Here is a 15336-nt window from a genome sequence, read left to right as displayed (position 1 = left end):
GAATGTAAGCATGGCTACACGAAAACCAAAAGGTCTAGGTCGAGGCTTGGATGCCTTGCTCGGCGCAGACACAGGCGCTATCGCAACTATAGGGAAAAAGGGCGAAGCGGCGGTAAGCGATGGCCCGCCTTCCAACCTGCCCGTTAAGCTGCTGAAGGCAGGGGTATATCAGCCGCGCACTCGAATGGACGAGGGAGCCTTGAATGAGCTGGCCGAGTCCATTCGCGCCCAAGGTGTGATGCAGCCAATTTTGGTGCGTCCCTTGTCGGGTAAGGATAAAGGCAAGTACGAGATCATCGCTGGTGAGCGTCGTTTCCGCGCGTCGCAAATTGCAGGTCTGGAAGAAGTCCCCGTCCTGGTGCGCGAAGTTGGCGACGAAAACGCCGCCATCATGGCTTTGATTGAGAACATTCAGCGTGAAGATCTGAATCCGCTGGAAGAGGCACAAGGCGTCAAACGTCTGCTGGACGAGTTCGGGCTGACCCACGAGCAGGCTGCTCAGGCTATTGGCCGTTCGCGCTCGACCACCAGCAACCTGCTGCGTCTGATTAACCTGGCAGAGCCTGTGCAGATTATGCTGCTGGCCGGGGACATCGATATGGGGCACGCCCGTGCCTTGCTGGCTATGGACGCTGCTCGTCAGATCATGCTGGCCAACGAAGTGATTGCCCGCCGTCTGTCGGTACGAGAAACCGAGAAACTGGTTGCCCGTGCCCTGCATGAGGATGACGAACCTGCCAACAAACAGGCTCAGAACAAGGCCAGTCGCAATGGGGACGTACAGCGCTTTGAAAAAGTGTTGTCTGACCACTTGGGGACTAAAGTGACCTTGAAGGTGGGGGCCAAGGATAAAGGTCAGCTGCAGATCGCGTTTCATGGCTGGGAGCATCTGAACGCCTTGTTGGAAAAGCAGGGCTTGTCATCCCTGCTGGAGCAAACGAACGATTAAGCCAGGCCCGCATTAAGCTACAAACAATGCGATTGCCATTGAAAGAGCCGACCACAGGTCGGCTTTTTCGTTGTTGTAAGCCGCGTTTTGTTAATGGTCCGCAGCTTCCTGTAAAAAAGAAGCGGCAAGAAGGAGATGGATTAGAAAAACTTCTGAAATGATGGATTTCCCCTTCCTAAAGCTGTTGGACAATTCAACCTTGTTTGCGGGACTGCTCATGGTTACATGATTATTCAGATTGCTTGCTTGTGCTCCAGCCAGTAGAAAACAGCAAGATAAGGACCTTAAGGAGGAGAAGGAAAGAGTAGGGAAGATGCCTGAAAGCCGGATTAAAAGCAGAAAACCTGATTTCGTATCTTTTGCTTACAAAAATAAGCCCTGAAAACAAGAAAAAATCTATGTGTTTACCCGCATTCCGTCCTGTTTGTCTGGTTTTGAATGCGCTCAAAAATGGTATCCCCGGCGCCCCAAGACAGTGGCAAAACCAGTAAGGAAACCGGTCAAAATCAGTTTTTTTTTAGATTTTCATCGAATTATTCGGTTTTATTCGTAAAAGACTTGACGACTTCGCAAAACATGCCCATAATTCGATTTTCGCTTCGGGTGGGATGTCCGAGTGGTTAAAGGAGGCAGACTGTAAATCTGTTGGCCCTGCGCCTACGTTGGTTCGAATCCAACTCCCACCACCAGCACTTTTCTAAAGTCAGCCAGCAAGGCGGCTTTAGGAGAGGGTGAAGAAAAGTCTGCGGGTGTAGCTCAATGGTAGAGCAGAAGCCTTCCAAGCTTAAGACGAGGGTTCGATCCCCTTCACCCGCTCCAGGTTTAAAATCTTTGGCCATTCTGGGCTGAAGTTGAATGCCCATGTGGCTCAGTGGTAGAGCACTCCCTTGGTAAGGGAGAGGTCACGCGTTCGATCCGCGTCATGGGCACCACATCTCTCTTCTCTCTATCGTTCTATCCCTTCAGGAGTCTGCCATGGCTAAAGGCAAGTTTGAACGGACTAAACCGCACGTCAACGTCGGTACTATCGGTCACGTTGACCACGGTAAAACCACTCTGACCGCTGCAATCTGCACGGTTCTGTCCAAGGCATACGGCGGCGAAGCACGCGATTACTCGCAGATCGACAACGCCCCTGAAGAAAAAGCACGTGGTATCACCATCAGCACCTCGCACGTTGAGTACGAGACGCCTAACCGTCACTACGCACACGTTGACTGCCCCGGCCACGCTGACTACGTCAAGAACATGATTACGGGTGCTGCCCAGATGGACGGCGCGATCTTGGTTTGCTCGGCCGCTGACGGCCCAATGCCCCAGACTCGCGAGCACATCCTGCTGAGCCGTCAGGTTGGCGTTCCTTACATCATCGTGTTCCTGAACAAGGCCGACATGGTTGATGACGAAGAGCTGATCGAACTGGTTGAAATGGAAGTTCGCGAGCTGTTGTCCAAGTACGACTTCCCAGGCGACGACACCCCGATCATCAAGGGTTCGGCCAAACTGGCTCTGGAAGGCGACGAAGGCCCATTGGGCAGCCAAGCCGTTCTGGCTCTGGCCGATGCGCTGGACAACTACATTCCTACGCCAGAGCGTGCCGTTGACGGTACTTTCTTGATGCCTGTTGAAGACGTGTTCTCGATCTCCGGCCGTGGTACGGTTGTGACCGGTCGTATTGAGCGCGGCATCATCAAAGTCGGCGAAGAAATCGAAATCGTGGGTATCAAAGACACGGTCAAGACCATTTGTACCGGCGTTGAAATGTTCCGCAAATTGCTGGACCAAGGCGAAGCTGGCGATAACGTTGGTTTGCTGCTGCGCGGTACCAAGCGTGAAGACGTGGAACGTGGTCAGGTTCTGGCCAAGCCAGGCTCGATCAAGCCACACACGGACTTTGACGCCGAGGTGTACATTCTGTCCAAAGAAGAAGGTGGTCGTCACACGCCTTTCTTCAAGGGCTACCGTCCTCAGTTCTACTTCCGTACGACTGACGTGACCGGCACCATCGAGCTGCCAGAAGACAAAGAAATGGTTCTGCCAGGCGACAACATTTCGATGAAAGTGTCCCTGATCGCTCCTATCGCCATGGAAGAAGGTCTGCGCTTCGCTATTCGCGAAGGCGGCCGTACCGTTGGCGCTGGCGTGGTGGCAAAAATCATCAAGTAAAAAAAAGAGTAGTAATTTTAGGCGAAAGAGGTTAATATCCTCTTTTGCCTAAAAGCCAAACATAGCATTTAGCGCGCTATGGTTTGTCGCGGTATAGGGGTATAGCTCAATTGGCAGAGCGTCGGTCTCCAAAACCGAAGGTTGAGGGTTCGATTCCTTCTGCCCCTGCCACCACAGTCACTCGCCACCACCTCGCGTGGCGTCACTCGTCGGAATATGTCGAATACCAACGTAGAAACCGTTAACCGAGGTTCCGAGCGCATCAAGCTGGGCCTAGCGGTCCTAGTCGTCGCCGCCGGTATTGTTGGCTATTCCGTTCTGGATGGTCAAAATTCACTGGTTCGCGCTGGGGTATTTGTTGCCAGCTTAATCGTCGCCGTATTAATCGTCTGGTTTAGCGATACAGGCCGTCGCCTGGTCGCTTTTTCTCGTGATGCTTATACGGAAGTGCGTCGCGTTCACTGGCCATCCCGTAAAGAAGCAACACAAATGACAGGTATTGTCTTTGTGTTTGTTGCCGTTATGGCCATCTTGTTGTGGCTGATTGACAAAGGGCTCGGCTGGATCATTTATGGCCTGTTGCTGGGCTGGAAATAAAGGGCACACATGAGCAAACGCTGGTATGTGGTTCACGTTTATTCCGGCATGGAAAAAAGCGTGCACAAAGCTCTGGTGGAGCGCATTGAACGCGCTGAACTCCAAGAAGCGTTTGGTCGCATTCTGGTTCCATCGGAAGAAGTCGTTGAAGTAAAAAACGGCAAGAAATCAATTACAGAGCGACGTATTTACCCCGGTTACGTTTTGGTCGAGATGGCTTTGACCGACGAAACCTGGCATTTGGTAAAAAGTACGCCGCGCGTCACCGGCTTTTTGGGCGGTTCCGGTAACCGTCCTGCTCCCATCTCCGAGCGCGAAGTGGAAAAAATCCTGTCGCAAATGGAAGAGGGCGTTGAAAAGCCACGGCACAAAGTGTTGTTTGAAGTGGGTGAACTGGTGCGCGTCAAGGACGGCCCGTTCGCAGATTTCAACGGTAACGTCGAAGAAGTTAACTACGAGAAAAACAAGGTTCGTGTCACCGTTACTATTTTCGGCCGCGCTACCCCTGTCGAACTCGATTTCGATCAAGTCGAAAAGACCTGATTAATTACAACCCCCGGGAAGCCTGGCGCAGTCTGTGTCAGGCGTCATCACCCGCAAGGAGCTAAGCATGGCGAAGAAAATCGTCGGCTTTATCAAGCTGCAAGTCCCAGCTGGTAAGGCAAACCCATCCCCTCCAATCGGTCCAGCGCTGGGTCAGCGCGGTCTGAACATCATGGAATTCTGCAAGGCGTTCAACGCCCAGACACAGGGTCTGGAACCCGGTCTGCCAATTCCTGTGGTGATCACCGCTTTTGCTGACAAGAGCTTCACGTTCATCATGAAGACTCCTCCAGCAACCATCCTGATCAAAAAGGCTGCTGGTATCAAATCCGGTTCTGCACGTCCTAACGCGGACAAAGTCGGTACCCTGACTCGCGCTCAGGCTGAAGAAATCGCCAAGACCAAACAACCCGACCTGACCGCCGCCGATCTGGACGCCGCTGTGCGTACCATCGCTGGTAGCGCTCGCAGCATGGGCATCAACGTTGAAGGGGTGGTGTAAGTCATGGCTAAAGTAAGCAAACGCGCAGCCGCTATTGCTGCCAAGATCGACCGCAACAAGTTCTACCCTGTGGCCGAAGCTTTGGCCCTGGTGAAAGACACTGCCACTGCCAAGTTCGACGAATCCATCGATATCGCCGTTCAGCTGGGCATCGATCCCCGTAAGTCCGACCAACTGGTCCGTGGCTCGGTGGTTCTGCCTGCTGGTACCGGTAAATCCGTGCGTGTTGCCGTTTTCGCTCAAGGCGAAAAAGCCGACGCCGCTCGCGAAGCGGGTGCTGACATCGTTGGTCTGGACGATCTGGCTGAGCAAATCAAAGCCGGTCAAATGGACTTTGACGTTGTGATCGCTTCGCCCGACACCATGCGTGTTGTCGGTACCCTGGGTCAGGTTCTGGGTCCACGTGGCCTGATGCCAAACCCCAAGGTCGGTACTGTGACTCCTGACGTTGCTACGGCTGTTAAAAACGCCAAGGCTGGTCAAGTTCAATACCGTACCGATAAGGCCGGTATCATTCACAGCACCATTGGTCGCGCTTCGTTCGACGTTGAACAGCTGCAAACCAACCTGGTCGCCCTGGTTGACGCCTTGAACAAGGCTCGTCCAGCTGCTGCCAAGGGTGTTTACCTGCGCAAGGTTGCCGTGTCCTCCACCATGGGTGGCGGTGCACGTGTTGAAATTGCATCTCTGACTGTTTAATCAACAGTTAGAAAAAAGAACTTTGGGCTGCGATCCTGTTTACAGGATCACTGCTGTCAAAGACCGTTGGAGCAGTTGGGCTGACTAGTCACCTAAATGCTTAATCGGGGCAAAACGCTCCATCCAACGTAGACGGCGCCCGTGGAAGAATTCGTAATAGAACTCGTCCAGGTGCGCCGCATTCGGTTGATGTTGGGAAGCCTTCCCGACATCGTTTGAAGGAGTGTTCAACCGTGAGTCTCAATCGTGAAGAGAAAGCGGTAGTCATCGAAGAAGTCACTGCCGAACTGGCAAAGGCCCAATCGATCATTATCGCCGAGTACCGTGGTCTGGACGTCGCTTCTGCTACCGTATTGCGCAAAAAAGCGCGTGAGTCTGGCGTCTACCTGCGTGTTATGAAAAACACGCTGGTTCGTCGTTCGTTGGAAGGTACCTCGTTTGACGGTATCTCCAGCCAGCTCGTGGGTCCTCTGATGTACGCCATCAGTGAAGATCCCGTGGCTGCGGCGAAAGTCGTTGCAGATTTTGCCAAGACCAATGACAAATTGGTCATTATGGGCGGTGCGCTGCCCAATAGCGTTCTGAATGCTGATGGTGTTAAGGCTCTGGCCACAATGCCCTCGCGCGACGAACTGCTGGCGAAACTGCTGGGCACCATGCAAGCACCTATCGCTACTTTTGTGCGTACGCTTAACGAAGTTCCCACCAAGTTTGTTCGCGGCCTGGCGGCTGTGCGCGATCAGAAAGAAGCTGCGTAAGCAGTTTTCCTTCAGGAAACTTCGTCGTTGCGAACGACAACCAAACCTGGCATTTACCTAATATCTGGAGTTCTTAAAAATGGCTACTAAAGCTGAAATCCTTGACGCCATCGGCGCAATGTCCGTGCTCGAACTGTCCGAGCTGATCAAAGAAATGGAAGAAAAATTCGGTGTGTCGGCTGCTGCCGCCGCTGTTGCTGTTGCAGCTCCTGCTGCTGGTGGCGCTGCTGCTGCCGCTGAAGAGCAAACCGAATTCACCGTGTTCCTGGCTGACGTTGGCGCAAACAAAGTTAGCGTCATTAAAGTCGTGCGCGAAATCACCGGTCTGGGCCTGAAAGAAGCCAAAGATCTGGTTGACGGTGCTCCTAAGGCTGTTAAAGAAGGCCTGTCCAAAGCTGATGCTGAAGACGCTCAGAAGAAGCTGGAAGAAGCTGGCGCCAAGATCGAGCTCAAGTAAGAGTATCGATAGATGCCCGGGAATGCGTTTCAAGCCTTCCCGGGCTTTTGCGTTTCCAGAAAACCCACGATTTTTAATTAGTATTGTAGAAAGTCGGGTTTTTTAGAGTCGTAAACCAGGGCCGTGGTTGACGGTCCGTGTAACCCTTGAGTCGGAGTGCTCATGCCTTATTCGTACACCGAAAAAAAGCGCATACGCAAGAGCTTCGCCAAACGTGAAGACGTACAGCAGGTTCCTTACCTGTTGGCTACCCAGCTGCATTCTTTCAGAACCTTCTTGCAGAAGGACACGCTGCCTTCTCAGCGTAAGGTTGAAGGCTTGCAGGAAGCTTTCAGTTCCATATTTCCAATAGTAAGCCATAACCAAATGGCGCGGCTAGAGTTCGTGAGCTATACGCTCGGCGAGCCGGTGTTCGACGTCAAAGAGTGTCAACTTCGTGGTTTGACCTATGCCTCCCCCTTGCGGGCGAAGGTTCGTCTGGTCCTCATGGACCGCGAGGTGAGCAAGCCTACCGTCAAGGAAGTAAAAGAGCAAGAAGTCTACATGGGCGAAATGCCCCTGATGACCGATAACGGCTCTTTTGTGATTAACGGTACCGAACGAGTCATCGTTTCCCAGCTGCACCGTTCGCCCGGCGTGTTCTTTGAACACGACCGCGGTAAAACGCACAGCTCGGGCAAGTTGCTGTTCTCGGCGCGCGTGATTCCTTACCGTGGTTCCTGGCTGGACTTCGAGTTCGATCCTAAGGACATTCTGTTCTTCCGTATCGACCGTCGTCGCAAGATGCCTGTGACTATCTTGCTGAAGGCCATTGGCCTGACGCCAGAGCAGATCCTGGCCCACTTCTTCGAGTTCGACCACATCGAACTGCACCAGGAAGGTGGCAAGCTGCAATTCGTTCCAGAACACTGGAAGGGCGAGGTTGCCCGTTTCGACATTACCGACCGCGACGGTCGCGTACTGGTTGAAAAGGACAAGCGTATCAATGCCAAGCATTTGCGCGACCTGCAAGCAGCCAAGATCGAATACATTTCCATCCCGGAAGATTTCCTTCTGGGTCGTGTGCTGGCCAAGAACATCATCAACGCCGAAACCGGCGAAGTGATTGCCAACGCCAACGACGAAATCACCGAATCCATTCTGGCCGAAATGCGCGCAGCCAATGTGCGTGATTTCGAGACCCTGTACATCAATGAACTGGACCAGGGCGGCTTTATCTCCCTGACCCTGCGCACTGACGAAACAGCGGATTCCAATGCTGCCCGTATCGCGATCTATCGCATGATGCGTCCCGGCGAGCCACCAACCGAAGAAGCGGTTGAGGCCCTGTTCAACCGTCTGTTCTACAGCGAAGAGTCCTACGACTTGTCGCGCGTAGGTCGCATGAAGGTCAACAGCCGTCTGGGCCGTGGTGACAGTATCGAAGGTCCCATGACCCTGACCGACGAAGACATTCTGGACACCATTCAGGTGCTGGTGAGTCTGCGTAACGGCCGCGGTCAGATCGACGATATCGATCACCTGGGTAACCGTCGTGTTCGTTGCGTAGGCGAACTGGCCGAAAACCAATTCCGCGCCGGTCTGGTGCGTGTGGAACGTGCTGTCAAGGAACGTCTGGGCCAGGCCGAGACCGAAAACCTGATGCCGCACGATCTGATCAACTCCAAGCCCATCTCTGCGGCTGTTAAAGAGTTCTTCGGTTCCAGCCAGCTGTCGCAGTTTATGGACCAAACCAACCCGCTGTCCGAAATCACGCACAAGCGTCGTGTTTCGGCACTGGGCCCTGGTGGTCTGACGCGTGAACGTGCAGGCTTTGAGGTGCGCGACGTGCACCCAACCCACTACGGTCGCGTGTGCCCGATTGAAACGCCTGAAGGTCCAAACATTGGTCTGATCAACTCCATGGCGCTGTACGCTCGTCTGAACGAGTACGGTTTCCTGGAAACGCCTTACCGCAAGATTGTTGACGGCAAGGTCAGTGAACAGATCGATTACCTGTCGGCTATTGAAGAAAGCAATTACGTCATCGCTCAGGCTAACGCCGAATTGACCGAAGACGGTGCCTTTGCGAACGATCTGGTTGCTTGCCGTGAAGCGGGCGAAACCATGATGACTGCGCCCGAGAACATCCATTACATGGACGTGGCTCCTTCGCAGATCGTGTCTGTGGCTGCTTCGCTGATTCCGTTCCTGGAACACGATGACGCCAACCGAGCACTGATGGGCGCCAACATGCAGCGCCAGGCGGTTCCTTGCCTGCGCCCTGAGAAGCCTTTGGTCGGTACCGGTATTGAACGTACTGTTGCTGTTGACTCGGGTACGACCGTACAAGCCCGTCGTGGCGGTGTGGTGGTAGACGTTGACGCACAGCGCGTGGTTATTCGCGTGCACGATGACGAGAACGTGGCTGGCGAGGTCGGTGTAGATATCTACAACATGACCAAGTACACCCGTTCCAACCAGAACACCAACATCAACCAGCGTCCTATCGTCAAACGTGGCGATATCGTGGCTCGTGGTGACGTGCTGGCTGACGGTGCATCGACTGACCTGGGCGAATTGGCTCTGGGTCAGAACATGCTGATCGCCTTTATGCCTTGGAACGGCTACAACTTCGAGGACTCGATTCTGATCTCCGAGAAGGTTGTGGCGGACGATCGCTACACGTCGGTTCATATCGAAGAGCTGACGGTGGTTGCCCGTGACACGAAGCTGGGACCTGAGGATATCACCCGCGATATCAGCAACCTGTCCGAAATTCAGCTGAACCGTCTGGACGATTCCGGCATTGTGTACATCGGCGCCGAAGTGCGTGCCGACGACGTGCTGGTCGGTAAAGTGACACCCAAGGGTGAAACTCAGCTGACACCGGAAGAAAAACTGCTGCGCGCCATTTTTGGTGAGAAAGCCTCTGACGTTAAAGACACCTCCCTGCGCGTGCCTTCGGGCATGGTCGGTACGGTGATCGACGTTCAAGTCTTTACCCGTGAAGGTATCGAGCGTGACAAGCGCGCCCAGTCCATCATTGATGATGAACTGCGTCGCTACCGCCAGGACCTGAACGATCAGCTGCAAATCGTTGAAGACGACGCCTTTGACCGTGCCTTGAAGTTCCTGGTCGGCAAAACCGTCAACGGTGGTCCACGCAAGCTGCCCAAGGGCACCGAGCTGACCGCTGACTACCTGAACGATCTGGATCGCTGGCAGTGGTTCGACATTCGTCTGGCTGATGAGCAACACGCACTGGTGCTGGAGCACACCAAGGAATCCTTGGAGCAAAAGCGTCACCAGTTCGATCTGGCTTTTGAAGAAAAGCGCAAGAAGCTCACCCAAGGCGACGAGCTGCCTCCTGGCGTGCTGAAGATGGTCAAGGTTTACCTGGCTGTTAAGCGTCGTCTGCAGCCTGGTGACAAGATGGCTGGTCGTCACGGTAACAAGGGTGTGGTTTCCCGCATCGTTCCCGTGGAAGACATGCCGCACATGGCTGACGGTACCCCTGTGGACATCGTTCTGAACCCGCTGGGCGTGCCTTCGCGGATGAACGTGGGTCAGGTTCTGGAAGTTCACCTGGGTTGGGCTGCCAAGGGTATTGGCCACCGCATCAACGACATGATGCAAGAGGAAAAGAACGTGCAGGTTTCCGAACTGCGCGCGTTCCTGGACAAGGTTTACAACACGACCGGCAAGAAAACTCGTATCAACGAGTTGACTGACGACGAAGTGATGAACCTGGCCACCAACTTGCAAAAAGGTCTGCCATTGGCTACCCCCGTGTTCGATGGGGCAACCGAGCAGGAAATTGACAAGATGCTGCGTCTGGCCTATCCGGACGATATCGCTGAGAACTTGCAACTGGCACCGCATCGCACCCAGGTTCGCCTGTTTGACGGTCGTACCGGCGAAGCCTTTGAGCGTATGGTCACTGTAGGCTACATGCACTACCTGAAGCTGCATCACTTGGTCGATGACAAGATGCACGCTCGTTCCACCGGCCCATACTCGCTGGTTACTCAGCAGCCGCTGGGTGGTAAGGCACAGTTCGGTGGTCAGCGTTTCGGGGAGATGGAAGTCTGGGCGCTGGAAGCGTATGGCGCCGCCTATACCCTGCAGGAAATGCTCACGGTTAAATCCGACGACATCGCCGGCCGTACCAAGGTCTACGAGAACATTGTCAAGGGTGACCACGTGATCGACGCCGGTATGCCGGAGTCCTTTAACGTTCTGGTCAAGGAAATCCGTTCCTTGTCCCTGGACATGGATTTGGAGCGTAAATAATGAAAGCGCTACTCGATCTCTTTAAACAAGTCACTCAGGACGAGCAGTTCGATGCCATCAAGATCGGCATCGCCTCGCCCGAGAAAATCCGGTCCTGGTCTTTCGGTGAAGTCCGCAAGCCAGAGACCATCAACTATCGCACGTTCAAACCCGAACGCGATGGTCTGTTTTGCGCCAAGATTTTTGGTCCCATCAAGGACTACGAATGCTTGTGTGGCAAATACAAGCGCCTGAAACATCGTGGCGTCATCTGCGAGAAGTGTGGTGTTGAAGTCACCGTCTCCAAGGTGCGTCGCGAGCGCATGGGTCACATTGAACTGGCCTGCCCGGTTGCTCACATCTGGTTCCTGAAGAGCCTGCCATCCCGTCTGGGCATGGTGCTGGACATGACCCTGCGTGACATCGAGCGCGTACTGTACTTTGAAGCCTGGTGCGTGATCGAACCTGGTATGACCCCGCTCAAGCGCGGTCAGATCATGTCCGATGACGATTTCCTGGCCAAGACCGAAGAATACGGTGATGACTTCCACGCTCTGATGGGCGCGGAAGCGGTGCGCGAATTGCTGCGTACGATCGACATCGATCGCGAAGTCGAGCGCCTGCGCGCCGAACTGAAAGCCACTGGCTCGGATGCCAAGATCAAGAAGATCTCCAAGCGTCTGAAAGTACTGGAAGGCTTCCAGAAATCCGGCATCAAGGCAGACTGGATGATCATGGAAGTGCTGCCCGTGCTGCCACCGGACTTGCGTCCGTTGGTGCCACTGGACGGCGGCCGCTTTGCGACTTCCGACCTGAACGATCTGTACCGCCGCGTGATCAACCGTAATAACCGTTTGAAGCGTCTGCTGGAACTGAAGGCTCCGGACATCATCTTGCGCAACGAAAAACGTATGCTGCAAGAGTCCGTGGACTCCTTGCTGGATAACGGTCGTCGCGGTAAAGCTATGACCGGCGCCAACAAGCGTCAACTGAAGTCCTTGGCCGACATGATCAAGGGCAAGAGCGGTCGTTTCCGTCAGAACCTGCTGGGCAAGCGCGTGGACTACTCTGGTCGTTCCGTGATTGTGGTGGGTCCTCAGTTGAAGCTGCACCAGTGTGGTCTGCCCAAGCTGATGGCGCTGGAACTGTTCAAGCCCTTCATCTTCAACCGTCTGGAATTGATGGGTCTGGCTACGACCATCAAAGCGGCCAAGAAGTTGGTGGAAAGCCAGGAACCGGTGGTGTGGGACATCCTCGAAGAGGTGATCCGCGAGCATCCGGTCATGCTGAACCGTGCACCGACGCTGCACCGTTTGGGTATTCAGGCTTTTGAACCGGTCCTGATCGAAGGTAAAGCGATTCAGCTGCACCCCTTGGTGTGTGCCGCCTTTAACGCTGACTTTGACGGTGACCAGATGGCCGTTCACGTGCCGCTGTCGCTGGAAGCCCAGCTGGAAGCGCGCACCCTGATGCTGGCCTCGAACAACGTGCTGTTCCCCGCCAACGGCGAACCATCCATCGTTCCTTCCCAGGATATCGTGTTGGGTCTGTACTATGCGACCCGCGAACTGGTAAATGGCAAGGGCGAAGGTCTGTTCATGGCCGATGTGGCCGAAGTCCAGCGCGCCTACGACAACAAGGAAGTCGAGCTGCAAACTCGTCTGACCGTCCGTATCGAAGAATTCGAGAAGGGCGAAGACGGTGAGTGGGTCAAGACCATCAAGCGTTACGAAACGACGGCTGGCCGTGCCTTGTTGTCCGAAATTCTGCCCAAGGGCATGCCTTTCACCGCACTGAACCGTGCGTTGAAAAAGAAAGAAATTTCGCGTCTGATCAACCAGTCCTTCCGTCGCTGTGGCCTGCGTGCCACCGTGATTTTTGCGGACAAATTGATGCAGTCCGGTTTCCGTCTGGCAACACGTGGTGGTATTTCCATCGCCATGAACGACATGGTTGTGCCTGCCGTCAAGGAAAGCATCCTGGCCCAGGCAAGCAATGAAGTTAAAGAAATCGACAAGCAGTACTCCTCCGGTCTGGTGACGGCTCAGGAACGCTACAACAACGTGGTGGACATCTGGGGCAAAGCCGGTGACCGCGTGGGTAAGGCCATGATGGAGCAACTGGCTTCCGAGCCAGTGACCAACCGTTTTGGTGAAGAAGTACGCCAAGAGTCCTTCAACTCCATCTACATGATGGCGGACTCCGGTGCTCGTGGTTCGGCTGCACAGATTCGTCAGCTGGCTGGTATGCGTGGTCTGATGGCCAAGCCAGATGGCTCCATTATTGAAACGCCTATTACCGCGAACTTCCGTGAAGGTCTGAACGTACTGCAGTACTTTATTTCGACTCACGGTGCTCGTAAGGGTCTGGCTGATACGGCCTTGAAGACGGCTAACTCCGGTTACCTGACTCGTCGTCTGGTCGACGTGACTCAAGATCTGGTCATTACCGAAGACGATTGCGGTACCAAGGGCGGCTACACCATGAAAGCCATCCTGGATGGTGGTGAGGTTATCGAGCCCCTGCGCGATCTGATTCTGGGTCGTGTGGCCTCGACCGACATCGTCAACCCTGACAACCAGGAACTGGTTATCCCCGCCGGCACCTTGCTGAACGAGGATCTGGTCGAGTTGATTGACAACCTGGGCATTGATGAAGTCAAGATCCGTACTCCGCTGACTTGCGAAACCCGTCATGGCTTGTGCGCAAGCTGCTACGGTCGTGATCTGGGCCGCGGTACGCTGGTCAATCGTGGTGAAGCTATCGGTGTTATCGCGGCTCAGTCCATCGGTGAACCGGGTACCCAGTTGACCATGCGTACGTTCCACATTGGTGGTGCCGCTTCGCCTGCTGCACTGGCAAGTTCGGTCGAAACCAAGACGGCAGGTACGGTCGGTTTTGAAATCGGTCTGCGTTATGTGACCAACGCCAAGGGCGAACGTGTTGCGATCTCCCGTTCCGGCGAAATTGTCATTTTTGACGACAATCGTCGCGAGCGCGAACGTCACAAAGTGCCTTACGGTGCCACCATTACGGTCGGTGATGGTGATGCGATCAAGGCTGGCCAGCGTCTGGCAAGCTGGGATCCGCTGACCCGTCCTATCGTGTCCGAGTACACCGGTACGGTTCGCTTCGAGAATATCGAAGAGGGCGTAACCGTGGCTCGTCAGGTGGACGAAGTGACCGGCCTGTCGACTCTGGTTGTGATCACACCCAAGACACGTGGTGGCAAGATCACCATGCGTCCTCAGATCAAGCTGCTGAACGAACAGGGTCAGGAGATCAAGATCGCGGGTACCGATCACATGGTCAATATCTCCTTCCCAGTGGGCGCCCTGATTACCGTTCGTGACGGTCAGCAAGTGTCCGTGGGTGAGATTCTGGCGCGTATTCCTCAGGAATCGCAAAAGACTCGGGATATTACTGGTGGTCTGCCACGTGTGGCCGAACTGTTCGAAGCCCGTTCGCCCAAGGATGCCGGTCTGTTGGCCGAAGTCACGGGTACGGTTTCCTTCGGTAAAGACACCAAGGGCAAACAGCGTCTGGTCATTACTGACCTGGACGGCGTCAGCCACGAATTCCTGATTCCGAAGGAAAAACAGGTTCTGGCTCACGACGGTCAAGTGGTGAACAAGGGCGAGATGATTGTGGACGGCCCGGCCGATCCGCACGACATCCTGCGCTTGAAGGGTATCGAGAAACTGGCCAACTACATTGTTAACGAAGTGCAGGACGTTTACCGTCTGCAAGGTGTGAAGATCAACGACAAGCACATTGAAGTGATTGTTCGTCAGATGCTGCGCCGCGTGAACATTGTGGATGCCGGTGATACCAGCTTCATCACGGGTGAACAGGTTGAACGCTCCGAACTGCTGAACGAGAACGATCGCGTCCTGGCTGAAAACGGTATTCCTGCTACGTACGAAAACGTGCTGCTGGGTATTACCAAGGCCTCGCTGTCGACCGACTCCTTCATCTCGGCGGCTTCCTTCCAGGAAACCACCCGCGTGTTGACCGAAGCGGCCATCATGGGCAAAACCGACGATCTGCGTGGTCTGAAAGAAAACGTGATCGTGGGCCGTCTGATTCCTGCTGGTACCGGTATGGCTTTCCATGCTGCCCGCAAGGAAAAAGAAGCCTTTGAAGTGGCAGAGCGCAAAGCAGCCCGTGAACTGGAAAATCCGTTCGCATCGGCTCCTGAGCCTTCGGAAGACCCCGTCTTTGTGTCGGGTGCCTCTGAGTCCGAGCAGGCGCAACCTGAAGCCCCAGAGGGCGATCAGGAATAAGCTAAATCGTGTGGTTCCCCATCCTGTTTATTCAGGGTGGGCCGATACCTTCAGGTATTCGGATAAAACCAGATGATCCAGGCGACAAAAAACCCCACATGGCTATGCCACGTGGGGTTTTTTTA

10 protein-coding genes and 4 tRNA genes are annotated in these 15336 nt (G+C 54.5%); all 14 read left to right on the top strand.

The features are described 5' to 3' along the window. The first annotated feature begins 10 nt into the window (after nucleotides 1-10). The 14 genes from AB7E06_RS02750 to rpoC all read left to right on the top strand — a co-directional run bounded on the left by AB7E06_RS02750 (nucleotide 11) and on the right by rpoC (nucleotide 15211). Nucleotides 11-949 carry a ParB/RepB/Spo0J family partition protein gene (locus AB7E06_RS02750; protein WP_108726977.1) on the top strand — a complete coding sequence of 313 codons (939 nt, stop codon included), beginning with the start codon at nucleotides 11-13 and terminating at the stop codon, nucleotides 947-949. 602 nt (nucleotides 950-1551) lie between these two features. After that, nucleotides 1552-1638, top strand: a tRNA-Tyr gene (locus tag AB7E06_RS02745). Between the two features lie 56 nt (nucleotides 1639-1694). After that, nucleotides 1695-1768 (top strand) — tRNA-Gly (locus AB7E06_RS02740). A gap of 38 nt (nucleotides 1769-1806) precedes the next feature. Beyond that, nucleotides 1807-1881 (top strand) — tRNA-Thr (locus AB7E06_RS02735). A 43-nt stretch (nucleotides 1882-1924) separates the two neighbouring features. After that, complete coding sequence (tuf, locus tag AB7E06_RS02730) at nucleotides 1925-3115, top strand: elongation factor Tu (RefSeq protein WP_094198179.1); 1191 nt, start codon at nucleotides 1925-1927, stop codon at nucleotides 3113-3115. A gap of 95 nt (nucleotides 3116-3210) precedes the next feature. Further along, nucleotides 3211-3286: transfer RNA gene (locus AB7E06_RS02725), tRNA-Trp, on the top strand. A 45-nt stretch (nucleotides 3287-3331) separates the two neighbouring features. After that, nucleotides 3332-3712 carry a preprotein translocase subunit SecE gene (gene secE / locus AB7E06_RS02720; protein ID WP_094198191.1) on the top strand — a complete coding sequence of 127 codons (381 nt, stop codon included), beginning with the start codon at nucleotides 3332-3334 and terminating at the stop codon, nucleotides 3710-3712. Nucleotides 3713-3721: 9 nt separating this feature from the next. Further along, the gene (gene nusG, locus AB7E06_RS02715; protein ID WP_003800839.1) at nucleotides 3722-4255 is read left to right on the top strand and encodes a transcription termination/antitermination protein NusG; all 534 of its coding nucleotides are present in this window, start codon (nucleotides 3722-3724) and stop codon (nucleotides 4253-4255) included. 67 nt (nucleotides 4256-4322) lie between these two features. After that, nucleotides 4323-4757, top strand: coding sequence for a 50S ribosomal protein L11 (rplK, locus tag AB7E06_RS02710; RefSeq protein WP_003800842.1), 435 nt, complete (start codon nucleotides 4323-4325; stop codon nucleotides 4755-4757). A gap of 3 nt (nucleotides 4758-4760) precedes the next feature. After that, nucleotides 4761-5456: a 50S ribosomal protein L1 gene (rplA, locus tag AB7E06_RS02705; RefSeq protein ID WP_094198190.1), complete on the top strand. Its 696-nt coding sequence runs from the start codon at nucleotides 4761-4763 to the stop codon at nucleotides 5454-5456. Between the two features lie 233 nt (nucleotides 5457-5689). Beyond that, complete coding sequence (gene rplJ / locus AB7E06_RS02700; protein ID WP_094198189.1) at nucleotides 5690-6214, top strand: 50S ribosomal protein L10; 525 nt, start codon at nucleotides 5690-5692, stop codon at nucleotides 6212-6214. A gap of 79 nt (nucleotides 6215-6293) precedes the next feature. After that, nucleotides 6294-6671 (top strand): 50S ribosomal protein L7/L12, encoded by a 378-nt coding sequence (rplL, locus tag AB7E06_RS02695; protein WP_003800851.1) that lies wholly within the window; start codon nucleotides 6294-6296, stop codon nucleotides 6669-6671. 162 nt (nucleotides 6672-6833) lie between these two features. After that, entirely contained in the window at nucleotides 6834-10946 is a 4113-nt protein-coding gene (gene rpoB / locus AB7E06_RS02690) for a DNA-directed RNA polymerase subunit beta (protein WP_094198188.1), read from the top strand. After that, nucleotides 10946-15211 (top strand): DNA-directed RNA polymerase subunit beta', encoded by a 4266-nt coding sequence (rpoC, locus tag AB7E06_RS02685; RefSeq protein ID WP_427954992.1) that lies wholly within the window; start codon nucleotides 10946-10948, stop codon nucleotides 15209-15211. Before rpoB ends, rpoC begins: the two co-directional genes overlap by 1 nt. Nucleotides 15212-15336 lie beyond the last annotated feature (125 nt).

This window comes from Alcaligenes sp. (assembly GCF_050255915.1).
Taxonomy (GTDB): Bacteria; Pseudomonadota; Gammaproteobacteria; order Burkholderiales; family Burkholderiaceae_B; genus Alcaligenes; species Alcaligenes aquatilis.
This window is presented reverse-complemented; position numbering and strand designations above follow the sequence as displayed.

Bases quoted from the DNA above. Each gene is read 5' to 3' on its own strand.
- rplA (WP_094198190.1), top strand. From the start codon at position 4,761: ATGGCTAAAGTAAGCAAACGCGCAGCCGCTATTGCTGCCAAGATCGAC.
- AB7E06_RS02750 (WP_108726977.1), top strand. From the start codon at position 11: ATGGCTACACGAAAACCAAAAGGTCTAGGTCGAGGCTTGGATGCCTTG.
- rplK (WP_003800842.1), top strand. From the start codon at position 4,323: ATGGCGAAGAAAATCGTCGGCTTTATCAAGCTGCAAGTCCCAGCTGGT.
- rpoB (WP_094198188.1), top strand. From the start codon at position 6,834: ATGCCTTATTCGTACACCGAAAAAAAGCGCATACGCAAGAGCTTCGCC.
- rplL (WP_003800851.1), top strand. From the start codon at position 6,294: ATGGCTACTAAAGCTGAAATCCTTGACGCCATCGGCGCAATGTCCGTG.
- secE (WP_094198191.1), top strand. From the start codon at position 3,332: ATGTCGAATACCAACGTAGAAACCGTTAACCGAGGTTCCGAGCGCATC.
- tuf (WP_094198179.1), top strand. From the start codon at position 1,925: ATGGCTAAAGGCAAGTTTGAACGGACTAAACCGCACGTCAACGTCGGT.
- nusG (WP_003800839.1), top strand. From the start codon at position 3,722: ATGAGCAAACGCTGGTATGTGGTTCACGTTTATTCCGGCATGGAAAAA.
- rpoC (WP_427954992.1), top strand. From the start codon at position 10,946: ATGAAAGCGCTACTCGATCTCTTTAAACAAGTCACTCAGGACGAGCAG.